At 40.6% G+C, this 24,070-nt stretch carries 27 protein-coding genes; 11 read left to right on the forward strand and 16 right to left on the reverse strand.

What is annotated here, in order from left to right; genetic code table 11:
* Positions 1-255: 255 nt before the first annotated feature.
* The 8 genes from ybgC to NNJ73_RS02040 form a co-directional block, all read right to left on the reverse strand.
* Positions 256-696, reverse strand: a complete 441-nt coding sequence (ybgC, locus tag NNJ73_RS02005) for a tol-pal system-associated acyl-CoA thioesterase (protein WP_254492477.1) — start codon at positions 694-696, stop codon at positions 256-258.
* A 217-nt stretch (positions 697-913) separates the two neighbouring features.
* Positions 914-2,005, reverse strand: coding sequence for a Holliday junction branch migration DNA helicase RuvB (gene ruvB / locus NNJ73_RS02010; RefSeq protein ID WP_254492478.1), 1,092 nt, complete (start codon positions 2,003-2,005; stop codon positions 914-916).
* Between the two features lie 13 nt (positions 2,006-2,018).
* Positions 2,019-2,633, reverse strand: coding sequence for a Holliday junction branch migration protein RuvA (gene ruvA / locus NNJ73_RS02015; RefSeq protein WP_254492480.1), 615 nt, complete (start codon positions 2,631-2,633; stop codon positions 2,019-2,021).
* Positions 2,634-2,646: 13 nt separating this feature from the next.
* The gene (gene ruvC, locus NNJ73_RS02020) at positions 2,647-3,162 is read right to left on the reverse strand and encodes a crossover junction endodeoxyribonuclease RuvC (RefSeq protein WP_120122707.1); all 516 of its coding nucleotides are present in this window, start codon (positions 3,160-3,162) and stop codon (positions 2,647-2,649) included.
* 449 nt (positions 3,163-3,611) lie between these two features.
* Positions 3,612-3,779 carry a hypothetical protein gene (locus NNJ73_RS02025; RefSeq protein WP_254492481.1) on the reverse strand — a complete coding sequence of 56 codons (168 nt, stop codon included), beginning with the start codon at positions 3,777-3,779 and terminating at the stop codon, positions 3,612-3,614.
* Between the two features lie 118 nt (positions 3,780-3,897).
* Positions 3,898-4,044, reverse strand: coding sequence for a hypothetical protein (locus NNJ73_RS10080; RefSeq protein WP_371923231.1), 147 nt, complete (start codon positions 4,042-4,044; stop codon positions 3,898-3,900).
* Between the two features lie 33 nt (positions 4,045-4,077).
* On the reverse strand, positions 4,078-4,584 hold the full coding sequence (locus tag NNJ73_RS02035) for a DUF1465 family protein (RefSeq protein ID WP_254492482.1): 507 nt from the start codon (positions 4,582-4,584) through the stop codon (positions 4,078-4,080).
* Between the two features lie 200 nt (positions 4,585-4,784).
* The gene (locus NNJ73_RS02040; RefSeq protein ID WP_254492484.1) at positions 4,785-5,927 is read right to left on the reverse strand and encodes an OpgC family protein; all 1,143 of its coding nucleotides are present in this window, start codon (positions 5,925-5,927) and stop codon (positions 4,785-4,787) included.
* 142 nt (positions 5,928-6,069) lie between these two features.
* On the opposite strand from NNJ73_RS02040, the gene NNJ73_RS02045 reads away from it, so the two are divergent.
* Both NNJ73_RS02045 and NNJ73_RS02050 read left to right on the forward strand, forming a co-directional pair.
* Complete coding sequence (locus NNJ73_RS02045) at positions 6,070-6,732, forward strand: thiamine phosphate synthase (RefSeq protein ID WP_254492485.1); 663 nt, start codon at positions 6,070-6,072, stop codon at positions 6,730-6,732.
* A 314-nt stretch (positions 6,733-7,046) separates the two neighbouring features.
* The gene (locus NNJ73_RS02050; protein ID WP_254492487.1) at positions 7,047-7,811 is read left to right on the forward strand and encodes a TIR domain-containing protein; all 765 of its coding nucleotides are present in this window, start codon (positions 7,047-7,049) and stop codon (positions 7,809-7,811) included.
* A 276-nt stretch (positions 7,812-8,087) separates the two neighbouring features.
* Here the strand turns inward: NNJ73_RS02050 and NNJ73_RS02055 are convergent, their stop codons facing one another.
* Positions 8,088-8,375, reverse strand: coding sequence for a type II toxin-antitoxin system RelE/ParE family toxin (locus NNJ73_RS02055; protein ID WP_254492489.1), 288 nt, complete (start codon positions 8,373-8,375; stop codon positions 8,088-8,090).
* Positions 8,375-8,563 carry an antitoxin gene (locus NNJ73_RS02060; protein WP_142416016.1) on the reverse strand — a complete coding sequence of 63 codons (189 nt, stop codon included), beginning with the start codon at positions 8,561-8,563 and terminating at the stop codon, positions 8,375-8,377. The genes NNJ73_RS02055 and NNJ73_RS02060 overlap by 1 nt, the downstream gene beginning before the upstream one ends.
* Positions 8,564-9,450: 887 nt before the next feature.
* On the opposite strand from NNJ73_RS02060, the gene NNJ73_RS02065 reads away from it, so the two are divergent.
* From NNJ73_RS02065 to NNJ73_RS02100, 8 genes are all read left to right on the forward strand, one after another.
* On the forward strand, positions 9,451-9,816 hold the full coding sequence (locus NNJ73_RS02065; protein WP_254492491.1) for a helix-turn-helix domain-containing protein: 366 nt from the start codon (positions 9,451-9,453) through the stop codon (positions 9,814-9,816).
* Positions 9,817-10,178: 362 nt separating this feature from the next.
* A complete protein-coding gene (locus tag NNJ73_RS02070) occupies positions 10,179-10,547 on the forward strand; it encodes a helix-turn-helix transcriptional regulator (protein ID WP_254492492.1) in 369 nt (122 codons plus the stop codon).
* A 230-nt stretch (positions 10,548-10,777) separates the two neighbouring features.
* Positions 10,778-11,089, forward strand: coding sequence for a hypothetical protein (locus tag NNJ73_RS02075; protein WP_254492493.1), 312 nt, complete (start codon positions 10,778-10,780; stop codon positions 11,087-11,089).
* Positions 11,090-11,750: 661 nt separating this feature from the next.
* A complete protein-coding gene (locus tag NNJ73_RS02080; protein ID WP_254492495.1) occupies positions 11,751-12,794 on the forward strand; it encodes a tetratricopeptide repeat protein in 1,044 nt (347 codons plus the stop codon).
* An 803-nt stretch (positions 12,795-13,597) separates the two neighbouring features.
* Positions 13,598-13,963: a helix-turn-helix domain-containing protein gene (locus tag NNJ73_RS02085; protein ID WP_254492497.1), complete on the forward strand. Its 366-nt coding sequence runs from the start codon at positions 13,598-13,600 to the stop codon at positions 13,961-13,963.
* Positions 13,964-14,344: 381 nt separating this feature from the next.
* Complete coding sequence (locus NNJ73_RS02090) at positions 14,345-14,710, forward strand: helix-turn-helix domain-containing protein (protein WP_254492499.1); 366 nt, start codon at positions 14,345-14,347, stop codon at positions 14,708-14,710.
* Positions 14,711-15,364: 654 nt separating this feature from the next.
* A complete protein-coding gene (efp, locus tag NNJ73_RS02095) occupies positions 15,365-15,940 on the forward strand; it encodes an elongation factor P (RefSeq protein WP_012232455.1) in 576 nt (191 codons plus the stop codon).
* Positions 15,941-15,952: 12 nt separating this feature from the next.
* Positions 15,953-16,744, forward strand: coding sequence for an inositol monophosphatase family protein (locus tag NNJ73_RS02100; RefSeq protein WP_254492501.1), 792 nt, complete (start codon positions 15,953-15,955; stop codon positions 16,742-16,744).
* A gap of 439 nt (positions 16,745-17,183) precedes the next feature.
* Here NNJ73_RS02100 and NNJ73_RS02105 read toward each other — a convergent pair whose 3' ends face one another.
* Positions 17,184-18,461, reverse strand: coding sequence for a hypothetical protein (locus NNJ73_RS02105; RefSeq protein ID WP_254492503.1), 1,278 nt, complete (start codon positions 18,459-18,461; stop codon positions 17,184-17,186).
* A 290-nt stretch (positions 18,462-18,751) separates the two neighbouring features.
* On the reverse strand, positions 18,752-20,542 hold the full coding sequence (locus NNJ73_RS02110; RefSeq protein ID WP_254492505.1) for an ABC transporter transmembrane domain-containing protein: 1,791 nt from the start codon (positions 20,540-20,542) through the stop codon (positions 18,752-18,754).
* 188 nt (positions 20,543-20,730) lie between these two features.
* Here NNJ73_RS02110 and rpmE point away from each other — a divergent pair, with 188 nt between their 5' ends.
* Positions 20,731-20,952 carry a 50S ribosomal protein L31 gene (gene rpmE, locus NNJ73_RS02115; RefSeq protein ID WP_005774581.1) on the forward strand — a complete coding sequence of 74 codons (222 nt, stop codon included), beginning with the start codon at positions 20,731-20,733 and terminating at the stop codon, positions 20,950-20,952.
* A gap of 658 nt (positions 20,953-21,610) precedes the next feature.
* On the opposite strand, the gene NNJ73_RS02120 is transcribed toward rpmE, so the two are convergent.
* The 4 genes from NNJ73_RS02120 to NNJ73_RS02130 all read right to left on the reverse strand — a co-directional run bounded on the left by NNJ73_RS02120 (position 21,611) and on the right by NNJ73_RS02130 (position 24,006).
* Positions 21,611-21,952, reverse strand: a complete 342-nt coding sequence (locus tag NNJ73_RS02120) for a hypothetical protein (protein WP_254492506.1) — start codon at positions 21,950-21,952, stop codon at positions 21,611-21,613.
* 637 nt (positions 21,953-22,589) lie between these two features.
* A complete protein-coding gene (locus NNJ73_RS10085; RefSeq protein WP_371923232.1) occupies positions 22,590-22,712 on the reverse strand; it encodes a hypothetical protein in 123 nt (40 codons plus the stop codon).
* Between the two features lie 47 nt (positions 22,713-22,759).
* Complete coding sequence (locus NNJ73_RS10090) at positions 22,760-22,819, reverse strand: hypothetical protein (RefSeq protein ID WP_371923245.1); 60 nt, start codon at positions 22,817-22,819, stop codon at positions 22,760-22,762.
* A 155-nt stretch (positions 22,820-22,974) separates the two neighbouring features.
* Complete coding sequence (locus NNJ73_RS02130; RefSeq protein ID WP_254492508.1) at positions 22,975-24,006, reverse strand: class I fructose-bisphosphate aldolase; 1,032 nt, start codon at positions 24,004-24,006, stop codon at positions 22,975-22,977.
* Positions 24,007-24,070: the final 64 nt, after the last annotated feature.

A 24,070-nucleotide genomic window follows, 5' to 3' on the forward strand; every position in this document is an offset into this window, starting at 1 on the left:
AAAATTTGCGATCAATCTTGCCACTTAAAACGCTTTATAAAAGGCATTTTATGCCTTTCTCAATCCTTTTTATCTCCACCCATCAACCCTGCCTGTAACAAGAAAAAAATGTGACATGCAAGAAAATGATTTTGGTGAATTCACAAAAGAATTTGAAATGAGAAAATTTTACACCATCCACGGTTCTCATTTAAATTGAATAACTCTATCTTATCATTATCAATAAAACTGTTGTATATTCAACATGCAAGAGTTTTAACCAAGCATTTTTGCAAACAGCTCTTTGGGTAAACGTCGCGGTTTTGCTTCTTCATTAATCAGAGCAATTTCCACTTTTGCTGTTACCAACGTGGTCACCTCGTGCACAATAGATTGCTCCATAAAAAAGCGTGCTCCTTGGACATGATTAACACGTGTTTTAACAACTAAAAGATGATCAATTTGGGCTGGTCGTAAAAAACTAATTTCCATATGACGCACAACAAAAAACAGTTTTTCCCCCTCCCCTCCTGCAGCTAATATTTTATTATTAAAACCGGTATCCCGTAAAAATTCTGAACGTCCCCGTTCAAAAAATTCCAGATAACGCGCATGATAAACCACACCGGAAAAATCTGTATCAGCCACATAAACGCGCACCTGAAAATTATGAAAAGCATTTTTATGATCGCTCTTGAAAGGCATTACTTCTGTCATTGACTTCATGTCCCATAAAATCATTTAAGTTAGAAAATTGTTTATCAATCAAAAGATTGAACATATTTTTGTGTTGAAGTTGTGAAAAGAAAAAAGCACAAAATCCCCCCTATCGTTCTAAACCTTTTCGGTGAAAACACAAGAACCAGAGGCGTTCTTCTTGTCCTTATAAGAGCTTGCGATAAACCACCCGCACAGTTTTGGTTAAAAAAATGCCTTAGTCCTCTTCCCCATCCCATAAAGACGTCTGAAGTGATGCATTGTCTTGAGCATCAGAAAGTTGCGTACGTTTTTGTATCGATGTTGAAGCAGGCGCAGCAAGTCCTAAATGGCTCCACGCCTTTTCCGTAAGAATGCGTCCTCGAGCCGTTCTTTGAATAAAACCCTGTTGGAGAAGATATGGCTCAACAATATCTTCAATCGCATCGCGTGGTTCTGACAAAGCAGCCGCAATGGTTTCAATGCCTACCGGTCCTCCTAAAAAAGTTTCCGCAATCAGCAGCAAATAACGCCGGTCAAGCGGATCAAGCCCAAGATAATCCACTTCAAGGCGCGAAAGCGCTTCATCGGCGATTTTTCGATCAATTTGTTTTGCCTGTTTGACCAAAGCAAAATCACAAACGCGCCGTAAAAGCCGTCCAGCGATACGCGGAGTTCCACGTGCTCGACGTGCAATTTCATGGGCGCCATCATCACTGATCTTGACGGCAAAAAGCCGCGCATTACGCTGCACAATATATTCCAATTCCTCTATTGTATAAAAATTAAGACGAATAGGGATGCCAAAACGGTCTCTAAGCGGTGTGGTCAAAAGCCCCAACCGTGTGGTTGCCGCCACTAAAGTAAATTTAGCCAGATCAATTTTAACCGAGCGTGCTGCCGGCCCCTCCCCAATGATCAAATCGAGTTGATAATCTTCCATAGCTGGATAAAGAATTTCCTCGATTGCTGGATTTAAGCGATGAATTTCATCAATAAACAAGACATCGCGTTCTTCAAGATTGGTCAAGAGAGCAGCTAAATCTCCTGCTTTAGCAATGACCGGTCCTGAAGTAGAGCGAAAATTAACGCCTAATTCCTTTGCCATAATCTGTGAAAGCGTTGTTTTTCCCAGTCCCGGTGGTCCTACAAACAAAACATGATCCAACGCTTCTTTCCGAGTTTTTGCGGCTTCAATAAATATCTTTAAATTAGCCCGCGCTGCTTCTTGCCCGATAAAGTCATCGAGAACTTGTGGCCTTAAGGAACGATCCGGATCGTTGGGAAGGGGTGCAGCCCCTAAAAGGCGTTGATCTTCATCTTTATGCATTGTTACCTTAATTTCAAGTAGGAGAAGAAAGCAATTTGAGACTATGGCGAATCAAGAGAGCAGAAGAAACAGTTTCTCCCTCAAGGGCGTTCATGGCAAGAGCAAGAGCACGAGCTGCCTGCTCGCGTTCAAAGCCTAGCTTCATCAAAGCGGAAAGCGCATCCTGCGCAGGTTGATTAGCGCTCTCATGCTGCGGAATTGAAACAGTCTTGACCGCCTGTTCAAAGGGAAGCGTTTTACTTTTCAACTCACCCACAATTCTTTCACTAACTTTTTTACCAACGCCTGGCGCTCGACTAATCATCGCCCCATCGTTTAAAGCAATAGCTTGTGCAAGTTCATCTGGCGATAAAGTGCCCAAGATTGCTAAGGCAACCTTAGCCCCTACGCCTGGAACATTTTGGAGCATACAAAACCACTCCTGTTCGGCTCTTGTTGCAAAACCAAAAAGGCGGATTGCCTCTTCCCGAACATGCGTTTCAATAAAGAGGCTTAACGTCTCCCCAACAGAAGGCAAAGAAGGACGCAACCGATTTGAGATAAAAACAACATACCCCACACCATGAACATCAAGAATAATATAATCCTCAAAGATATGTTCAAGCGTACCCTTTAATTTGCCAATCATGTTGTCGCCCCAATCATATCGCCATCCTTGCCTGATAAGATTGATCAATCCTCTTACGATGCATGCTATGACAAAGAGCAAGCGCAAGGGCATCAGCGGCATCATTGCTATCAAATTCAGCCCGTGGGAGTAAAACTTTTACCATCATATGAATTTGTTCTTTCGCCCCATGTCCAACACCAATAACCGATTTTTTCACCTTATTGGGTGCATATTCAAAAACAGGACACTTTGCCTGCGCAGGAACCAGCAGCGCAATCGCACGCGCTTGCCCAAGTTTTAAAGTTGCTGTCGCATCTTTGTTAACAAACACATGTTCCACCGCAGCTTCATGAGGCATAAATTGATGCACAACCTCTGAAAGACCTTTATGGATCTGACAGAGTCTGGAAGCCAGATCACACTTTACATCGGAAGAAACTGTCCCTGCAGCAACAAACTGAAGACGATTACCCGCAAGATCGATAACGCCCCACCCCGTATACCGTAGTCCGGGATCAATGCCTATAATACGAATCGTCTCTGCCATAAAATCCAGTTTATACACTTTTCCCTCTTTTGAATAAAGGCTCGCCCACCAAGAAAACAGCAGCAAAACATAAAACCCGTAAAAAGAGGAACATGTATCATAATTTATGCCGTATAACACCCGAAAAAACAGCAGCTTTTATGAGACTAAAAATGCCATCAAACCAAACCCCTCACACCTGACAAGGAAGCAAAAGAAAAGTATAAAAACACCCCTTTTATCTCATCTCCCCCTTCTATCTCATCTCCAATGTCATAATGATTAAACCATCTCAAACGAGCAAAGAGAGGATCCATACATTCATAAGTATAAAAATTCTCCTCTCTGGATGGTATATACGCCACCGAGTCTTTTTACGTTATACCCACCCATGTTGATTTGTTTTGCCAGCAGATTTTCATCTTCTAAAGTACAGGAAGCCGCCGCTTCCCACCCTGCGCGCATAGATTTTATGCGAGCCTCTCAAACGAGAGTAAATAAGCAACAAATTGGCGAAAAATTTCTGGAAGTTCGTTCCAATGAGGGGTTTCAAGTTCCAATGTCGGGGTCTGAAGGGAAACTTTAACGATTTCTTTTTTTATTTGTTCTGATGACATTTCCCCTTCGCGAAAAACCAAGAGAATATCCTCTAAGAACGCCCAAAGGCTGTTTTGAGTAATTCTATTTGTTTTGCCAGCAGATTTTCATCTTCTAAAGTACAGGAAGCCGCCGCTTCCCACCCCGCGCGTATAGATTTTATGCGAGCCTCTCAAACGAGAGTAAATAAGCAACAAATTGGCGAAAAATTTCTGGGAGTTCGTTCCAATGAGGGGTTTCAAGTTCCAATGTCGGGGTCTGAAGGGAAACTTTAACGATTTCTTTTTTTATTTGTTCTGATGACATTTCCCCTTAGACAAAAGCCCAAGAGAATATCCTCTAAGAACGCCCAAAGGCTGTTTTGAGTAATTCTATTTGTTTTCCTACTGGATTTTCATCTTCTAAAGTACAGGAAGCCGCCGCTTCCCACCCTGCGCGCATATACTTTATGCGCGCTTCTAAACGCAGTGAATGAGCAACAAATTGGCGAAAAATTTCTGGGAGTTCGTTCCAATGAGGGGTTTCAAGTTCCAACGTCGGGGTCTGAAGGGAAACTTTAACGATTTCTTTTTTTATTTGTTCTGATGACATTTCCCCTTCGCGCTCTGCTCGAAGAAGAAGGAGTTGAGAGGCAATTTGCATCAGTCTTGTACTTAAATACATCGCCTCCTTTGCATAGAGTGCAGAAATTTCTGTCGAAAGGGAACGCGCAACGACTTTCCCTTCTGAATCGATATAGGCTGCTGTTTTTTCAATCAGCGCCATTGTCTCTTCATAGAGACGATTAAAAGCATTATGCTCAATCATGATAATAGGTTCATCATAGGGACGTTTATGTACGCTCACGCTTTTATACTCCAAGGATCAGCACAAAACCACACCGCTCAATATTATATCACTCAACGAACAGAGTCCTAAAAAGTTTCTTTTGTTGCTGTATAGAATGCTTTTTTTTGAAATGACTACCTCTTTTAATTTTTTTGTGCAATTCGCTTTTTATACTAAGGTTAACGCAGCCAAACAGGGATCACGGGACCGCGTTTTTCTTATAAGCGGATCAGTTTTCTTGAAAAAGCCTCCTGTAAAGACCGCCGTTTTTCACAATAATAGGCGACTCCAAATTGCAGAGCGATGCCCGTTATCATTAAGAGGCTATCGGAAAAAAACGTTCCTGTCATCACTATTTTGATAATTTGTCCAAACATGGCAAAAATAGTTCCTGTTACAAAGACCGGTAAACTATGTTTTCCTAGGATTACTAAAGGATGTTGCTCTGAAACAGCAAACCATTTATTGACGCGCGGCAACGAAAGAATAAGAAAAGATAATGCCAGAACATGGAGCAAACGTGGCAAGCTTAAAAAGGTTTTATTAAAGTTGAGCAACGGAGAAGACCAGCCCAACCAACCCAAAACGCCCCACCAATTTAAGCGAACCCATAACAGTGCCACCAAGAGATAGCCTGCCGCACAAACCACCCAAAAAGACTGAAAAGCGATTGTTTTTCCTTGTTTAAGCGCTAAAGTACTGGTTAAGCCTATAACAAACAAGAATTGCCAAGACAAAGGATTTAAAAACCATTTTCCCTCTATAGGATAAGAAGGGGGCGCAATTTTATAAAATCCACAGATGAGGTAAAGTATAAATGAGCCCAAAAGCAGCCACTTTGTCTGTTTACAACTCAAATATAGGATAAAAGGCGCAAAAAACATCAAAACCATATAAAGCGGCAGAATATTATTATAGCCTAATTGATGTCCCAAGCTTAAGCTATGCAAAAATGCTGTAAGCGGTTGTGTAACAAAAAGCCCCACATTGTTCATCGCTAACAGTTTTTCTGTTCTCCATAAGAAAAAGGCTCCTAAAAACAAGCTTAACGTAACAAAAGTGGTCAAAAGATATGCGCCATAGAGCTGCAAAGCCCTGTACCAAAGTTTACGCACAATGAAGGAAAAAGGTTTTTTCTGTAACCGCGCATGAAAACTTAAGCCCAATGAAACGCCTGAAAGCAAAACAAAAACTTCTGCAGAATCAGAAAAACCGAAATTTCTATGGGTTACATGCTCATAGAGCGTTCCGGGAATATGGTTGATAAAAATCGTCAATAAGGCTAAAGAACGAAAAACATCAATGCGTGTATCACGACGAAAAGGCTGCGTCTTATGATCAACAACGGCTTGGTATTTCATAAATGGACTCCCACGCGTCACAAAACTTTGAAGTCACATAAAAATGGTAGTTACCTTTATCGCAAACAAGGCAGGATGAAACTTTAACTTTTAAGAGTCAAGTTTCTTTTTAACAATCATTTACAAAAATCAGAGATAGGACATGACACAACAAAAAAATAAACCGATTGACTCCCCTCTTGTTCCTCAATTGGTTTTAACACTTGATGTTCGACGCAATATGCCACACGGCTTTTTGCGTCCCATGTTGCAAACAAAGTCTTTTGCCTGTGTCATCCTTTACGATTCTGAACAGCAGAAAGATGATGGCTCTTTTTTACAAAAACAGGCTCAAACTTACGCAGAAGATATTCAAAACAATGACGCCGCTCTTCTTATCGCTGGTGACAGCCGCATTGCTGGACGCATAAAGGCTGATGGATTGCACATAGAAGATGATCTTAATGCTCTTGAAAGCTTAAAAAATCAGCAAAAGGAACAAAAAATCATCGGCTTTGGCAATCTACGCAATCGCCATAGTGCTATGCTTGCAGCAGAAACGGGGGTTGATTATCTTCTCTTTGGCAAATTAGGAGCTGATAAAAAACCCCAAGCGCACCCACGCAATCTTCAGTTAGCCACGTGGTGGGCAGAGATTATGGAAACCCCCGCCATTATTCAAGCAGGCAGCGATTTTGCAAATTTTGATGAAGCTTTAAAGACGGGATGTGAATTCATTGCCATGGAAGAAGTCATCTTTACCCATGACACCCCCTTGGTTCTGCTTCAACTTTGCCATGAAAAATGTAAAAACGCCCCCTTGTAATATGGGAGGGCAATTCATAAATGAAGTGTTAATAAAAATCTAAAACATTCGCCGCTATATCGCAATAACAGATAAAGAGGATAAAAATGTGTTTTTCTGGCCTCAAAACTCAATAAAATTGCTTAATAATCTAATCAAATGGGATGAAAAAGCTAGCATCTTTTTTTGACATAATATATAGAGGGAAGTATTATAAAAATTTTCTAGTTCAATGTTTTATCAAAAGAAGCCATTATGATTGGGGGAGCTCGTCATTGTTAATCTTGGTCATGAAGACCAACAACGAATGATAGAGATGTGAAGGGGACATAAAAATGCAATATAACGGAACATCTGAAGATCTTAAAAACATAGTTTGCAAGGCTGGATATCAAATCAAAGAAGCCAAACTTCTACCACATAAATCCCCTAGAACATATCAGATCAAAACTACTACTGGAGGTATCATTAATTGGTATGAACAAACAGGGAAGCTGCAAATTCAAGGCAAAGAAAACATAAAACAAAAGTTAAAAGAAGATTTAGCAAAGAATGTAGAAGAAACATCAACGACTCCTTCCCAAATAATTCTTTCCAACATTCCCAAAACATCTTCTAATGTCTCAGAATCACCCCCTAAAAAAATCTTTATCGTTCACGGTCATGATCGTGGCTCCTTAAAAGACCTTGAAAATATTCTTCTCAAACTTAAGCTCGATCCGTACATCTTGCAAAACACGAGCGGTAATGGTTTACCTATCATTGAAACTTTGAAAAAAGAAATTTGTAAGGATTCTATAGGGTTTGGTATTGTATTGCTAACGCCCGATGATATAGGCTATGCTAGATCTGACGGTGAAACAAAAGCGCAATTTCGTGCGCGACAAAATGCTACTTTCGAAATGGGCATGTTAGCCGGCGTGCTTCCTCTTGAGAGAATTGCTATTTTATACAAAGAAGGCGTTGAATTGCCTTCAGATGTTAATGGAGTTTACTACCTTTCTTTTAAAGAAGACATAAAAGAAGCATATCCCAAACTTATTAAGCGGTTAAAGGCAGCAGGCTTCCATATAGATGCAGATGCAATTGATGCATTATAAATTTAAACAACGCTCATCTTTAATTTTGAAAGTACACGCCCAAACCACACGACACGCCATCACTTCCCACAGACATACACATTCTGTAGACACAAAATTACCCCCTACCCTTTTTTAAATAGCAAACGATTGCGCAGGTTTTAATGAAGAAACCGCCTGTGAATTCATTACCGTAGACGAAATCATTTTACCGCTTTCAATAAACACGGAGGCTGATGTCATGATTTTGGTAGGCGTTCCAGAAAGGTTGAGAGGTAAGAATAATCTCTCATTCAATTAAAGAGAGGGAGGGAATTCACGTCGGGCATGTACGACAGCGACAATTTCGATCTGATTTGCAGCAACTCGATACAATATAAGGTAATTTGGATGTGCTATAATTTCCCGTAACCCTAATATCCTCTCACTCTGTCTGTACAGATATGGATGTTCAGCCAATGGTAGTACAGATTCTTCCAATAACCTTTTCATTCGACGTGCAGCAAATGGATTTTCGCGAGCAATGTAAGTTAAAATCTGACGCAAATCATCACGAGCCGAAGACAACCAAACAACCGGAAGCATCACTGTTTCTGTTCAGCTTCACATTGATCTATGATAACGTCCATTTCAGCCATCACCTCATCGTGCGGAATAGGAGGAGATGGATTTGCAAGACTTATCGCGACCTTATCGCGCAACCACGCCGTGTAGCTGCTTTCCTGTTCAACGGTTTCGAACTCTGAAATGAGCGGAGAAAGGGTAGTTTTCATAGCAGTATGTCCTTTCTATTCCTTGGTATTAAAGGTAATAACTATTGGTTATGTTGTCAATATTAGCGAATTGAAAATGTTTAACTTTTAAGCGTCCAAAGTTTTTTTTATCTTAAAAAAAGCTTATTCGTTCTCTCAACAAACACGGAGGTAGATGTCGTGATTTTGGTCATCATTCCAGAGAGGTTGAGAGGCAAGAATAGCCTCTCATTCAAAAAACAAATTTTATAAGTCAAAAAACTATTTTTATTTGCCAATTTTCTGAAATTACTTTATGAATGAAAAGTATTTTGGTCGCATACGCGGGCGACCAATAGGGATTAAAAACCCTAAGTCCGATACATAAAAATAAACCCACTCTGTGGGTATCCCGGAATTCCGGGAGATTTTGCACTGTCCAAGTGCTCTTTAGCACTAAAAGCAAAATGCTGATTTAGGTTCAGTGTTTTTAACTCCCAGAATACGCATAAGAGGCGCTCGCAACCGGCGGGGACAATGCAATCTAACCTCATGTGATAGTACACACCATACTCTCGATAAAGTGATATGCACTGTTCAAAGCCATACTCCCTCGATATGAATGCTTTTTATTGCTTTCACGCAAAACACGCCGCCTCTCATTAAAAAAGCTGTTTTTTATTGTAAATTTCCTGAAATTACTTTATGAATGAAAAGTATTTTGGTCGCATACGCAACGACCAACGGGGATTAAAAACCCTAAGTCCGATACATAAAAATAAACCCACTCTGTGGGTATCCCGGAATTCCGGGAGATTTTGCTATGTCCAGGTGCTCTTTAGCACTAAAAGCAAAATGCTGACTCGGACTCAGTGTTTTTAACTCCCGGAATACTCATGCGAGGGCGCTCGCAACCGGCGGGAGGAAAAATGCAATCTCAAAATCTTAATATTGATCTTTTGGTCGGCAAAAGAATTCGCTTGAGACGAAAAAAGCTGGGAATGTCTCAAACAACGTTAGGAAACGCTTTAGGAATAAGCTTCCAACAAATTCAAAAATATGAAAACGGCTTAAATCGTGTAAGCGCGGGGCGTTTAATGCAAATTTCCGATATTTTGAATGTTCCGATTTCCTTTTTTTATGCGGATATCGCCACCAAACAACATGCACCCACCCCTCACGACGAAGTCATCTCGAACACTGAAGAATACCTGCTGCTTAAAAGATTTAGAACGCTCACCACTGTAAAAAGGAAAGCCTTTTTACAACTCATCATGGATGAACATGCAAGCTAACATCATTCGATAGCGGCGCAAAACACGCTCTGTTCAAAGCCTCTCTCAATGTGGTTATTTTATTGCTTTCACGCAAAACACATCACCTCTCATTAAAAAAGCGGTTTCTTATTGTCAATTTTCTGAAATGATTTTATGACTTAAAAGGTATTTTTGATCGTATACGCAACAATCAACGGGGATTAAAAACCCTAAGACCCGATACATAAAAACAAATCCACTTTGCAGGTATCCTAGAATTCCGGGAGATTTTGCTATGTCCAGGTGCTCACCAGCACTAAAAGCAAAAAAGCTGAGTCAAGTCAGTGTTTTAGACTCCCGGAATACGCATAAGAGGCGCTCGCAACCGGCGGGAGGGTAAAATGCAAACCAACAATCTTAATATTGATCTTCTGGTCGGCAAAAGAATTCGCTTGAGACGAAAAAGGCTCAAAATGTCTCAAACAACTTTAGGAAACGCTTTAGGAATAAGCTTCCAACAAATTCAAAAATATGAAAACGGCTTAAATCGCGTAAGCGCAGGACGTTTAATGCAAATTTCCGATATTTTGAATGTTCCGATTTCCTTTTTTTATGCGGATATCATGCCAAAACAACAGCCCCCATACCACCATGATGAAGCTATCTCCAGTAAAGAAGAATACCTGCTGCTTAGAAGATTTAGAACGCTCAATTCGATAAAACAAAGAGCCATTTTACAATTACTCTCTGAACCCAATGAAAGCTTTTAATATCACGTGAATACAACAGACTCTGTTCACCCTACAGACTCTATGCATCTGCATACATCACAAACATCCCCCCAAAAGAGCAGCGCTTGAAAATTTATTGGATCAATCTGCAGCAGCACCCCCATGCAATCATTTGACTTTGTCTGTTAAGCATAAGTTTTAAATACCATGAAAGATGATGGCAGTTTTTTAAATAATGTGTAAATATTGATAAATAAATACTTGCTGAGATGCCGATACGTGATAGTATAACGGTAGAAAAGGTGCTTTTCTTATCTTGTGCAAGAACTTTCTTAAGAAAAAACGAGTCAGAAAAAGGAAAAATGATAGAGGGGGGAATGAAGATGTTAAAATATTTATTTCTGTCACAACTTTTGTTAGTGGCTGGTTGTGCATCTCCAGGGAACTATGTATCACATTATGTTGATGAAAATCTTGCGGCGGAGAAGAGGGTGGTAGATTTAGAAGTATACGATTTTTCTAACGATGTCAAAAGATCTTTACCAATCAATCCAACCACACTTCTCCTCTTATCAAAGTGATACAATAGACAACTTTACGCCTTTATTTATCGATCTGTTGCGGCGAACAGGATAGAATGTGATTTATACAGATCAACCCCAAAAGCAGCAAAACATGGGTTTGGGTTTGTTTTACACACGAACACCAAAGGATGATGGACGTATAATTTCTGTGCTTCAGTATGATTGGTCGGGAGAACCAAGTATTATCTACGTATTTATCAGAATAAATAAACCCGCTCTTTGAAGATGGACATTCTCTCTATTTCAAACATAAAGACTTAAAATTTTTTGCAAAAGATAAAGAGATTTGCACCTCATTTTAATGGCTCTAACAAGTGCTCCTACGCGCTCTCTTTTTCTCAACATTTCACATTCTTCATAAGCAATTCGTCACGTATTTTAAAAAGTAGCCTCATGGTAGACGCTTTTTTATTTTAGGGTGATAAAGTATTGATAAGAGAAGATCACCTCTCTGGATCATTCTTTCATTATTGTTGTTTAAAATAGCACTGTTTAAAACAGTCTGGTTCTGATCAACGTTTATGCTATCTTTATAAAGGGATCTAAAAAACCTCCCTTAACTGAAATGAAAAATAAGAAAGCCATGGGATTCTGATACGGCTTGTAATGATGAAAAAAAAATGTGAAAATTCTGATCGATAATGAGGAGGAGATATCGATGATCAAGAGAGGTGTTAAACTGCTTATCCTAGGAATGGTAGGGCTTACAAGTTCTGTTGTAAATTCTGCTGGCAGCACTGATGAAACGGCAAGTTTTGAACACTCTTTGAATACGATTCAAGAATCTTCCCCCCCAGAAGAACCTTTTCAGCCCTTAAAAGCTGGAGACTATGACCAAGCCTATGACTATTACATCCAAGGCTATTATTTAAAAGCTTTTCAAGAAGCTCTTCGACGTGCTGAAAAAAATGATCCTTTTGCGCAAACGCTTCTTGCCCGAATTTATATGGAAGGATGCGCTGTTCCTGTTGACGGAGCGCGGGCTGCTTTATGGTTTGAACGCGCCGCCAAACAAGGAGAACCCCAAGCGCAACTTCGCTATGGGCTTATGTTGTTTGATGGTCACTTTGTAAAACAAAATCAAGAACTTGGTGAACAGTATATTCGAAAAGCTGTCAAGGCAGGTGTTAAGGAAGCCTATTTTTATTATGGACAACTGCTTCTTTATAAAGCCTCCCTGGAAAAACAAAATCTTCCTGGCGTTTCTTCTCCAAGCCGTGAAAATGAAGCCATCGAGCAAGCCTTAAAATGGCACTTAAAAGGGGCTGCTCTTGGGGATGCTGAAGCGGCTTTTGCGGCGGCAAAAATTCTTTCCCTAGGCACGTTAACTCGACCAAAGGATGATCATAATGCCCGCAAGCTCATGGAAGTCGCGGCTCAAAACAACCACTTAACAGCTCAACTTCATTTAGCACAATGGCTGATAGAGGGCCGTGGAGGCGCAAGAGATTTTGATCGTGCTTTTCATTTGCTGCTTCACAATGCCAACAACATGGTTGCCCCCGCCCAAATTTCTCTTGCAAGACTTTATCGAGATGGCATCGGAACAAAAGGCGATACGATCATGGCAGCAGCATGGTATATGCTTGCGAAAGAAGCAAAAATGCAAGCCCCTGATCTTGAAAGAATGCTCCAAGGTATGGACAACAAACAACAAGAAAAGGCACGCAAAGAAGCAATAAAGCTTCTTCCTGTTTTTTAAAACGCCCTGTATCATTTACTGAACACTATCCAATGTGCAAAATAAGCTATCCGCTTGTAAAATATTTATCCTCAAAATATGGAAAGATCAGAGGATCAAAAGAGCACTACCTTCTTTTCAATTACATGCAAAACACACCGCCTCTCGTTTAAAAAGCTGTTTTTTATTGCCAATCTACTGAAATTACTTTACACATTAAAAGGTGTTTTGGTCGCCTACGCGGCGACCAATAGGGATTCAAAAACCCGAAAACCTAAACATGAATTTGCCCCACTCTGTGGGTATCCCGAAATTCCGGGAGTTTTTGCACTGTCCAGGTGCTCTTTAGCACTAAAAGCAAAAAAGCTGATTTAGGTTCAGTGTTTTAGACTCCCGGAATACGCATAAGAGGCGCTCGCAACCGGCGGGGACAATGCAATCTAACCTCATGTGATAGTGCACACCACACTCTCAATAACGCGATATGCGCTGTTCAAAGCCATACTCCCTCGATATGGATGCTTTTATTACTTTCATAAAAAAACACACCGCTTCTCATTTAAAAAACTGTTTTTTATTGCCAACCTGCTGAAATTACTTTATGAATAAAAGGGTGTTTTGGTCGCATACGCGGCGACCAATAGGGCTCTAAAACCCGAAGACTCAAACATGAATTTATCCCACTTTGTGGGTATCCCGGAATTCCGGGAGATTTTGCTATGTCCAGGTGCTCTTTAGCACTAAAAGCAAAAAGGCTGATTTGAGTTCAGTGTTTTAGACTCCCGGAATACTTATGCGAGGGCGCTCGCAACCGGTGGGGAGCAATGCAATCTCAAAATCTTAATATTGATCTTTTGGTCGGCAAAAAAATTCGCTTGAGACGAAAAATACTCAAAATGTCTCAAACAACTTTAGGGAACGCTTTAGGAATAAGCTTCCAACAAATTCAAAAATATGAAAACGGCTTAAATCGTGTAAGCGCGGGGCGTTTAATGCAAATTTCCGATATTTTGAATGTTCCGATTTCCTTTTTTTATGCCGATATCATCACAAAACAACAGCCTCCACACCATCACGATGAAGTCATCTCGAACACTGAAGAATACCTGCTGCTCAAAAGGTTTAGAACGCTTACCTCGATAAAACAAAGAGCCATTCTACAGCTCATCATGGATGAGAATACAAGCTAACACCACGCACGAGCGCACCACATTCTCTATAACGCGATACGCGCTGTTCAAAGCCATACTCCCTCGATATGGATGCTTTTATTACTTTCATAAAAAAACACACCGCTTCTCATTTAAAAAACTGTTTTTTATTGCCAACCTGCTGAAATTACTTTATGAATAAAAGGGTGTTTTGGTCGCATACGCAACGACCAAGAGGGTCTTGAAAGCCCGAAAATCTAAGCATGAATTTGTCCCACTCTGTGGGTATCCCGGAATTCCGGGAGATTTTGCTATGTCCAGGTGCTCTTTAGCACTAAAAGCAAAAAAAGCTGATTAGATTTCAGTACTTTCAAGCTCCCGGAATACTTATGCGAGGGCGCTCGCAACCGGTGGGGAGCAATGCAATCTCAAAATCTTAATATTGATCTTCTGGTCGGCAAAAGAATTCGCTTGAGACGAAAAATACTCAAAATGTCTCAAACAACTTTAGGGAACGCTTTAGGCGTAAGTTTCCAACAAATTCAAAAATATGAAAACGGCTTAAATCGTGTAAGCGCGGGGCGCTTAATGCAAATTTCCGATATTTTGAATGTTCCGATTTCCTTTTTTTATGCCGATATCATCACAAAACAACAGCCTCCACACCATCACGATGAAGTCATCTCGAACACTGAAGAATACCTGCTGCTCAAAAGATTTAGAACGCTCACCTCGATAAAACAAAGAGCCATTCTACAGCTTATCATGGATGAGAATACAAGCTAACACCACGTGACAGCGCACCACATTCTCTATAAAACGAAACGCGCTATAAGGTGCTACACGCTCTTTTCTTACCTCATACACCTTTAAAGGACACAAAGCTCCTTCCCGATCCAATTTCTCAGCAATCAGGCTTCTCAGAACGAAACTCCGCTTTCCGTTTCATGGGGTTGATTTCACAAGATTATTCGGACAAGTTTCCCCGCACAATATCCCCGTGTCATTTTCATAAAACAACGCCTCATGGTTTTACAAAATTTCTATCATCAGTCTGAATGAAATTTTACAACACAACGGGATAAATTTCCCCAAAATCCTCAAAAGTCTCAAAAAATTTTGTGCAAATTTTTAAAAAGCTTGCGTCTTGGCACTTTTTATGGTCTTGCAAAGAACTGAAAAGCAAGAATACATCAAGGTCCTTTTTGTCCTTAAGCTTTTCTCTGCAAAGCTCATAAGAAAACTTATGAGAGAACCCCATGAGAAAATCCATGGTAAGACAGATGAAAAGCACACAAAGACCATGAGGGAACCGCAAAACGAACAAGAAATTTTGAACCTAAAAACAACAAAAGAGTTCACTGTTAAGGCAGCAAAGAAAAGCGCCGTAAGGACAAAGTAAGAGAACTCTTTTTGCAAGAAGAGAATTGGATAGAAACGATGAAAATTAATGGCAATGAAATTCGCCCAGGAAATGTGATTGAGCATCAAGGAAGTCTGTGGGTTGCCGTCAAATGCAACGCTGTAAAGCCTGGAAAAGGCGGTGCATTTAATCAAGTTGAACTGAAAAATTTGCTTGATGGTACAAAACTCAATGAACGCTTTCGTGCCGCTGAGACAGTTGAAAGGGTCCGCCTTGAACAAAAGGATTTCACCTTTCTTTATCAACAAGGCGATGCTTTGGTCTTTATGGATTCAGAGTCTTATGAACAACTTGAACTCCAAAAAGACTTTGTAGGTGAACGCGCTGCTTTCTTGCAAGATGGGATGACTGTCACAGTTGAACTTTATCAAGAAAAGCCTATCGGCATCTCCCTACCTGATCAAGTTGCTGTCACGATTGTGGAAGCTGATCCAGCTCTCAAAGGACAAACGGTGACCTCCTCTTATAAACCTGCCATTCTTGAAAACGGGATTCGTATTCTTGTTCCCCCTTTTATGAATGCCGGAGAACGGATCATTGTCGATACCAACGAGTTGATCTATTTGCGTCGTGCAAATGAAAAAGATAAATAAAGGAATAACAAGATGGCCCATTCTGCAATCATGAATGTCATGGTGCAAGCCGCCATGAAAGCAGGACGCTCGCTCGTGCGTGATTACGGTGAAGTGCAAAATTTGCAAGTATCTTTAAAAGGTCCAGCCGATTACGTTAGTCAAGCAGACCGTAAAGCAGAAAAAATTATTTTCACTGAACTGAGCAAAGCACGCCCCAAATTCGGTTTTCTGATGGAAGAATCTAAAGAAATCGTTGGAGAAGATTCACAACATCGTTTTATTGTTGATCCTTTAGATGGCACCACCAATTTTCTCCATGGCATTCCTTTTTTTGCCGTTTCCATTGCTTTAGAAAGCCAAGGCAAAATTGTTGCGGCTGTCATTTACAATCCGGTCAGTGATGAGCTCTTTACCGCAGAACGCGGCAGTGGTGCTTTTTTCAATGACCGGCGCTGTCGCGTTTCTGCGCGGCGCAGACTAGAAGATTGTGTCATTGCCACAGGCATGCCTCATTTGGGTCGTCCAGGTCATGGAACCTATCTCATTGAATTGCGCAATGTAATGATGGAAGTTTCTGGCCTTCGCCGTTTTGGCGCAGCATCCCTTGACTTAGCCTATGTTGCAGCAGGACGAACCGATGGCTATTGGGAAGACAACCTGCAAATTTGGGATATGGCTGCTGGAATCTTAATGGTTCGTGAAGCCGGTGGTTTTGTCACCGATAAAGAAGGTGGTGATGACATATTCCGCAAAAAAAATATCCTCGCCGGCAATGAACACATTCGCACCAAACTAGAAAAAGTTCTCAAAAAAGGTATCTAAACCTTATAGCCAAAACCCGCATAATTTTAAAAAAGCCCTTAGAACCTGAATGCCCTCCTTAAAATTTTATAGAATCTTTTAAAAAAACAATGTGGAGAGAAGCTTTTCAACTTTTTTCACAGACACAACAGAAAATGATGACAAAACACCATCACCAAACAATCAATGTCCCCTCCCCCCTAAAAATTCAATGACAGCTTAGCCAATATTATTAACGCTGCTTTTTTTCTCAATTCCCCTACAAACAAACTAGAAAACCAAAACACCAACCACAGCTAAGGCAAGAATTCTCCCCTTCATCCTCTTAAGAAATCCTCCCTACACGTGTCGCCAAAAGCTTGCCTCCAAACCGCCTCTCTTCTCAGCTAAGAGCAATGCCTCTCACTGCACCCCTACATAGCAACAGAAACCTCAGAAAACCCATTGCATTCCCCCTTTATCAACCATTATATTCCAGAATACCTGCCAAATAAGCGTAAGATTTATCGTCATTCAAATATTTATTCGCGAGGATTGCTGATTGTACTTCATTTTCAAACCGTTCTTGTTCTTTATCAACAGCCTCTCGCAATGCTTGCACCTTCTCATCACCGAAGATAATTTTTAATTTTTCTTTTGAATTTCCTATTGTGACAAGTTCCTTCCAAAAAATCAACCGATCATCACATTTCTTACTTGCCCCCTTCATCCATTCTTTGACGCCTAATTTATAAGCTTCTTCAAATGTTGGCATCTCTTCAGAAATACTAAGGTCTTTTTTCTCTTCTTTATCTCTCTTTCTACAAACCTTCATTGCCTCTTCAACCGTGGAGTAACAACAATCTTTATCGAAGGCAATATATCCTTCTTTCACAGTATCAATAAGCATCTTATAGTAAATAAAAGTTTCTCTTGCCGCTTTATAATCACTGGAAATATCATACAATAATGATAGAAGCACCTTTTTACAAATGCATAGTCCACGACCAGGCAGACTACCAAATCCTCTCAGTATCTTTTCTAGCGTTTCATATTCTGTGTATTTAGGTATATCCTCAAAGTAGATTGCCATAGATGCGAGCTCTTTATAGTGCCCTGAAGCTTTATCTTTTTGTTGCTGTTCATATTTCGCTGTAATCATATCATCAATCATATATAACCACCAATGCAACAACAACATCGTAGGCTTATACTGCTTTTTTTTCGTAAGAGGATTTACAAATTTTTGCAATTTTATGCCATTCTGCCTCATTAATCGTACAACTTTACGATAATTTTGCTTAAAAAGTGGACGCCTCATTACTTCATTTATTCTTTCAATCTGCTCAACAGTAAATTTTACTCTCAGCGCATCCTCATAAAGAAAAAATGTATCTGCATATCCGTGAGCACAAATATCTTTCACCACCATCGGATGCTGCTGTCCGCTAATTTGAGAAAAGTGCCCAGGATTTTTTATCTCCAGTATACTTTTCTCCCATTGCCTTACTCCCTCATCCCATTGTTTAATCCATTCTTGTGATATTCTCCGCGTTTTTTTAAAAAGCCTTTGTTCCCATTGTGCAATAATATTGTGATATATCGCGCACTCTCGATCTTTTAGCTGCAGTAATTTCTCATATTGCTCAAGTTGTTCACTTAATTGCTTGTTGCGATGGTTTGCTAACCAAAGACTATAGATTATGCCCCCTGCTATGATTATTCCTACTATAACTATGAAAGTATCGTGATCACTCATTTTTGCTCTCTTTTATCTTCACCGACATTTCATATAGCTCTCTTATCGCTTCCTCAATATTATATCATTATGTGTATAACAGATTTGCAACCCTCTATATATTCTATTTTAATATAAATAGTATACAAAGTATAGGTATTCACGTTTGTAAATACAACAATTTGTATTTAATAAAACTGCTCTAGAAGTTGATGCACTTTAAAGAAAAGACAGCCCTCAAAAATTGATAAGCCTACTTCAAAAGAGTGCTGTTTATTCCCTTAAAGAAACGACTCTTGTATCAAGATCTCTTATTCAGGTGAAAATTGCAATTTTGCAAGATAAGCATAAACGCCATTTTTTGCCACAAGTTCGGCATGGGTTCCCTCTTCCACAAGAGCGCCTTTATCCATCACAAGAATACGATCCGCTTTTAAAATGGTTGCCAAACGGTGCGCGATCACCAATGTTGTGCGGTTTTTCATCAGTCCTTCTAAGGCTTCTTGCACAAGCTTTTCACTGTTTGCATCTAACGCAGAGGTTGCTTCATCCAGCAGCAAGAGAGGCGCATTTCTTAAAATCGCCCGCGCAATACCGATACGCTGCTTTTGCCCCCCAGAAAGCATAGTTCCACGTTCTCCGACTTGTGTATCCAAACCATCAGGTAAAGCTTCAATAAATTCAAGGGCATTGGCTGCTTTAGCAGCAGCAATAACATCCTCTTCCATAGCATTTTCAGTCCCAAAAACAATATTATCACGCAGTGTGCCATCAAAAATAGCAACATCTTGAGGAACATAAGAAATTGCACCACGTAAATCCTGTAAAGAGAGGCGATCAATCTCCACGCCATCAAGCCTAATTTTTCCACTTGTCGGATCATAAAAACGCAGGATCAAAGAAAAAAGTGTGCTTTTACCCGCCCCTGAAGCACCAACAAAAGCAACTGTTTCACCCGCTTTAATCGAAAAGGACAGCGCGCGTAAAATCTTCTTTTGTGCTCTAGAGGGATAAGCAAAATCAACATGATCAAAAACAAGTTCGCCCCGAACAGGTTTTGCCAAAGAGACAGGTTTTTTGGGAGCTAAAATCATGGGTTGTTCTTGCAATAATTCAGCCAATCGTTCAGCAGCCCCTGCAGCTTGGATTAATTCTGCCCCCAATTCTGATAACTGAGCAAAGGTTGAGGCGCCAAAAACAGCATAAAGGACAAATTGTCCTAAGGTGCCCCCTGTCATCGTTCCATTCAAAACATCACGCGATCCAATCCACAACACAGCCACCACACTGCTAAACACAAGAAAAATGGCAAAGCCCGTAAAAAAGGAACGCAAAATCACAGAAGCCCGCGCTGTCTGAAAGGCACGTTCTACCAACTGAGAAAAACGTGTCGCAACAAGTTTTTCAGCAGTAAAAGCTTGCACCGTACGAATAGCACTGACCTGTTCTGTTGCCACAGCATTAGCATCTGCGACACGATCTTGCGCCGCACGCGTACGCGCGCGAACTTTACGCCCAAAGATCACCAAAGGAATTGCCACAACAGGAATAGCCGCCAGAACCAGCAGAGATAATTTAGCATTGGTGATCACCATCATCACGACAGCACCAATCACCACAATGAGATGACGCAAAGCCGTAGAAGCAGTTGAACCAACGGCTAGTTTTATTTGTGTTGTATCGGTAAGAAGCCTTGAAACAAGTTCACCAGAATGAGACTTGTCAAAAAAAGCAGGGGAAAGTTTCATAATATGGACAAAAACATCACGGCGTAAATCGGCAACAATCCGTTCTCCCAAGGTGATGACACAATAATAACGGCAAGCCGAAGCAAGTGCGAGCAGCAAAGCCAAAGCGAACAAAATAAAGAAATAAAAATTGATGTAACCATGGCTTGAAGTGGAAAAACCATGATCAAACATTTTGCCGATAGCAACAGGTAAAGCGAGCGTGACAAGAGCTGCAACAGATAAAGCAACAAAGGCAAAGATAAACAACCAGCGATAACGCAAAAGATAAGGACCGAAAGTTACAAGCGAAGAGAAGGAAGATTTTTTAGGGAAAGGCTTTGCAGATTTTTCTGAATGACGATATAATTTCATAAAACTTCGCTCACTATATTAAATGATTTAAACACGTGACACAATGATGCATCTTGAACACTTGTTTTTTGATGCGTGCTCAGCTATAGGAATAGATACTTTAATCAGTGTATCAAAAAGACAAAGGAAGCGCACTTAAAAAATCGAGTAAGTGTTCTTTCATTCTATAAACGCAAAAGGTTTGACGCATGAAAGCGAATATTCATCCTAACTATCACAAAATTACCGTTGTTATGACGGATGGAACTCAATATACAACGCGCTCCACTTGGGGAAAAGAAGGGGATACCCTTAATTTGGATATTGATCCAAGAACACATCCAGCATGGACAGGTGGGTCCCAGACACTCGTAGACCGTGGCGGTCGCCTTTCTAAGTTCAAAAATCGTTTTGGCAATATTGGTATGTAAAAACCTCATTCTCATGAGACACAAAGATTTTAAACAAAATGATTGCCTCGTTAAGCAATGAGGCTTTTTTTGTGCTATAAAGAGCGCACTTTAAAGATCAATTTAAAAACGCATCCAACAGAAATAGATCGGTCTCAAACTCTTATAAATCATGATGGCTGCGTTTTTTTTAAATTCAAAAATCATTTTGTGATATAGCTCTATTAAGAGCACCTAAAATACGCCTTTGTTGCTAAATATAGGCGCTTTTCCCCCTTATAGCGTATCAATTTTGTAGAAGGCTTTGAACCCTTTATATTTAAATCAAAAAATCATAATTGGATTATATTGCATAAAGATGCTTTCTCATTTTTCCATTTAACACACGATAACATACCATTGAGGCACCCTGAGAAGCTTTCCCCTTATATCATGACTTCATAAGCCGCGTGAAAAAGACAAAACAAGCCGTTTGGGTGTCTTAAGGTCAAGGACGCAGTGAGTCCGCCCTACGAGATTTCCGCCCTACAAGACTTCCATTGAGCTTAAGGACCAAGGTTTGTTATAGTCCCTTCATTAAATGCAGCTCTAATGTCATGATTTTTGAGAACAATTATTAAGAATTTGAGAGGCTGCCCGCCTCTTATTTTGATTTGTACACAACCAAAGTGCACTCTATTTATTCAGAGAGAATAAGAACATACCCTGGAGGCGCTAAACGGTATAAGAGAGCATCATACCCCCAACTAGCAGACATGCAGCAAATAGAAAAAACGCCTTCACCAATTGCTAAGAGTAATGTGAGCGATAGAGCGGCTTCATCTACTGTTGCGTCGCGGCGTTGTAAGAAATATCCTAAAAAAAAGAAAAAGCACGCGAGTCCACTCGCACCCGCAAAGAAGTTTAGTACGATATGAACCAATCCACGCATGTTGAGCAAGATAAGAAAAATTATGAAAAAAAACACTGCGAATATCTCAGAGAATACCCCACGCACGATATGGCAAAATTTCCGCATCATAATTGCAGAAACGCTCTTTTCTGCGTACCGATTTTTTGCTTTGGTGCTTGTATTCTTAGAAGATATGCTGTCCACAACTCCCCCCCTCGATTTTAAAGCCAAAATGCTACGAGATTAATTTTCTATAATGATATCATCACAAAATACAAGAAAAATTTATTCATTTTAATGAAAAAAGAGGCGTTTTATTGAGATCCAAATCTATTTTCTTTCGCAAGAGTTATTCAACCCGTCCGTCAATAAAAGACGCCCCCATTGAAAAGAAAGCTATCCTGACACACAAAAGCTTCATAAGCTGTATGTCTAATCCATAGAGAAAGCATAATATCAAACTCTTCAATATAATATCATCTTTATGATTTTTACTTAAAAAGTAAGCCCCCCTCATGAACGACAACACACTGCTGCGCATTCACGAATTTCCTTTAAAGCACCATCTCCCCTTCCTACAAACGCGCCTCTCCCGCAATCTTATCGCGCGATGCCACGCATAAAGACTTTAAAAATATGCAATGAGAAAACCCCTCTAAGAAAGCTTTCAAGCCTAAAACGCCCCCATCATTTTTATCATGATGAGAGTTTCCCAATCACGCAGAAACATGCAAAATATTCCCCATTTAAGCATAGAGCTTGTACTTCAAGCGCTTTTCTTTTCTTGGCTCTTTGTCCCCTGTTCTTTTATCCATTGTCCTAAAGCTACCAAATGGTTCATCCGCGCACGATGATGAAATGCCTTTTGTGCGAACCACAATATTTTCATGGCGACCAGCCCATACTTTTAAAGCAGCCGCTTGCAATGCACGTCGATTAAGAAAAGGTCAATGTCCAAGGCAATGCGCCCAAAGAATTCTTAGCAGACAAATGCACCGTTGCTTCCTGATCAGATTGCCCGCAAGACAAAAAAAGCAATTCTTAAGAACAGCGGCAGGAACAGTCTGTTTAAGCACACGGACCGTCTTTTCAGCCACTTCTTCAACTCCAGCCTTGCGCGCAACCTTATGGGAATTCAAATCTATAGCAATTCAAGCGCTTACCTTTTCTTGGCTCTTTGTCCATTGTCCTAAAGCCGCAAGATGGTTCATCCGCGCACGATGACAAAATGCCTTTTGTGCAACAGCAATATTTTCATGGCGACCAGCCCATGCTTTTAAAGCAGCCGCTTGCAATGCGCGTCCGTAGGAAAAAGTCAATGTCCAAGGCAAAGCGCCCAAAGAATTCATGGCAGACAAATGCGCCGTTGCTTCCTGATCAGATTGCCCTCCAGAGAGAAAAGCAATTCCTGGAACAGCGGCAGGAACAGTCTGTTTAAGCACACGGACAGTCTTTTCAGCCACTTCTTCAACTCCAGCCTTGCGCGCATCTTTTCCATCAATCACCATATTGGGTTTTAAAATCATCCCCTCTAAAACAACACGAGCTTCAAACAATTCGTTAAAGACAGTGGTCAAAACAGCGCGTGTCACCTCAAAGCAACGCGTAATGGAATGTTGACAAAACGGTCCATCCATCAACACCTCCGGCTCAACAATCGGCACAATATTGAGTTCCTGGCATAAAGCAGCATAACGGGCAAGAGCTTGTGCATTTTGATTAATGGCGCCTCTTGTTGGCAAACTATCGGCATTAATGGCAATCACCGCGCGCCATTTCGCAAAACGCGCGCCTAAAGCATAATAGTCTTTTAACCGTTCACGAAGACCATCCAACCCCTCGGTAATTGTCTCTTGAGGAAAAGCAGCCAAGGGCTTAGCACCGGTATCCACTTTAATTCCTGGCAAAGCGCCGGCATCCCGAATAAGATCCGTCAACATTTGCCCTGTTGATGCTTTTTGTCGAATGGTTTCATCAAATAAAATAACCCCAGAGATAGCGTTTTCCATAGCTTCTTTTGCGCTAAAAAGCATTTCACGATACGCACAGCGGCTATCTTCATTGGATTCAATACCAATGCTTGTAAAACGCTTGCCTATTGTCGCCGTACTTTCATCTGCCGCCAAAATACCTTTACCCGCCTGCACAAGAGAAAGTGCAATATCTTCAAGCCGTTCAGTCATAAAAAAATTCCTCTTTATTTTCTCTATTTTGTCTTAAAACTTCCCAAAAGTGTGCCATACGCTT

The organism is Bartonella sp. B1099 (assembly GCF_944801835.1).
Classification (GTDB): domain Bacteria; phylum Pseudomonadota; class Alphaproteobacteria; order Rhizobiales; family Rhizobiaceae; genus Bartonella.

Coding starts and splice junctions, on each gene's coding strand:
- ybgC (WP_254492477.1), bottom strand. CDS start 696: ATGACAGAAGTAATGCCTTTCAAGAGCGATCATAAAAATGCTTTTCAT.
- ruvB (WP_254492478.1), bottom strand. CDS start 2,005: ATGCATAAAGATGAAGATCAACGCCTTTTAGGGGCTGCACCCCTTCCC.
- ruvA (WP_254492480.1), bottom strand. CDS start 2,633: ATGATTGGCAAATTAAAGGGTACGCTTGAACATATCTTTGAGGATTAT.
- ruvC (WP_120122707.1), bottom strand. CDS start 3,162: ATGGCAGAGACGATTCGTATTATAGGCATTGATCCCGGACTACGGTAT.
- NNJ73_RS10080 (WP_371923231.1), bottom strand. CDS start 4,044: ATGTCATCAGAACAAATAAAAAAAGAAATCGTTAAAGTTTCCCTTCAG.
- NNJ73_RS02040 (WP_254492484.1), bottom strand. CDS start 5,927: ATGAAATACCAAGCCGTTGTTGATCATAAGACGCAGCCTTTTCGTCGT.
- NNJ73_RS02045 (WP_254492485.1), top strand. CDS start 6,070: ATGACACAACAAAAAAATAAACCGATTGACTCCCCTCTTGTTCCTCAA.
- NNJ73_RS02050 (WP_254492487.1), top strand. CDS start 7,047: ATGCAATATAACGGAACATCTGAAGATCTTAAAAACATAGTTTGCAAG.
- NNJ73_RS02055 (WP_254492489.1), bottom strand. CDS start 8,375: ATGCTTCCGGTTGTTTGGTTGTCTTCGGCTCGTGATGATTTGCGTCAG.
- NNJ73_RS02060 (WP_142416016.1), bottom strand. CDS start 8,563: ATGAAAACTACCCTTTCTCCGCTCATTTCAGAGTTCGAAACCGTTGAA.
- NNJ73_RS02065 (WP_254492491.1), top strand. CDS start 9,451: ATGCAATCTCAAAATCTTAATATTGATCTTTTGGTCGGCAAAAGAATT.
- NNJ73_RS02070 (WP_254492492.1), top strand. CDS start 10,179: ATGCAAACCAACAATCTTAATATTGATCTTCTGGTCGGCAAAAGAATT.
- NNJ73_RS02075 (WP_254492493.1), top strand. CDS start 10,778: ATGCCGATACGTGATAGTATAACGGTAGAAAAGGTGCTTTTCTTATCT.
- NNJ73_RS02080 (WP_254492495.1), top strand. CDS start 11,751: ATGATCAAGAGAGGTGTTAAACTGCTTATCCTAGGAATGGTAGGGCTT.
- NNJ73_RS02085 (WP_254492497.1), top strand. CDS start 13,598: ATGCAATCTCAAAATCTTAATATTGATCTTTTGGTCGGCAAAAAAATT.
- NNJ73_RS02090 (WP_254492499.1), top strand. CDS start 14,345: ATGCAATCTCAAAATCTTAATATTGATCTTCTGGTCGGCAAAAGAATT.
- efp (WP_012232455.1), top strand. CDS start 15,365: ATGAAAATTAATGGCAATGAAATTCGCCCAGGAAATGTGATTGAGCAT.
- NNJ73_RS02100 (WP_254492501.1), top strand. CDS start 15,953: ATGGCCCATTCTGCAATCATGAATGTCATGGTGCAAGCCGCCATGAAA.
- NNJ73_RS02105 (WP_254492503.1), bottom strand. CDS start 18,461: ATGAGTGATCACGATACTTTCATAGTTATAGTAGGAATAATCATAGCA.
- NNJ73_RS02110 (WP_254492505.1), bottom strand. CDS start 20,542: ATGAAATTATATCGTCATTCAGAAAAATCTGCAAAGCCTTTCCCTAAA.
- rpmE (WP_005774581.1), top strand. CDS start 20,731: ATGAAAGCGAATATTCATCCTAACTATCACAAAATTACCGTTGTTATG.
- NNJ73_RS02120 (WP_254492506.1), bottom strand. CDS start 21,952: ATGATGCGGAAATTTTGCCATATCGTGCGTGGGGTATTCTCTGAGATA.
- NNJ73_RS10085 (WP_371923232.1), bottom strand. CDS start 22,712: ATGAAAATATTGTGGTTCGCACAAAAGGCATTTCATCATCGTGCGCGG.
- NNJ73_RS02130 (WP_254492508.1), bottom strand. CDS start 24,006: ATGACTGAACGGCTTGAAGATATTGCACTTTCTCTTGTGCAGGCGGGT.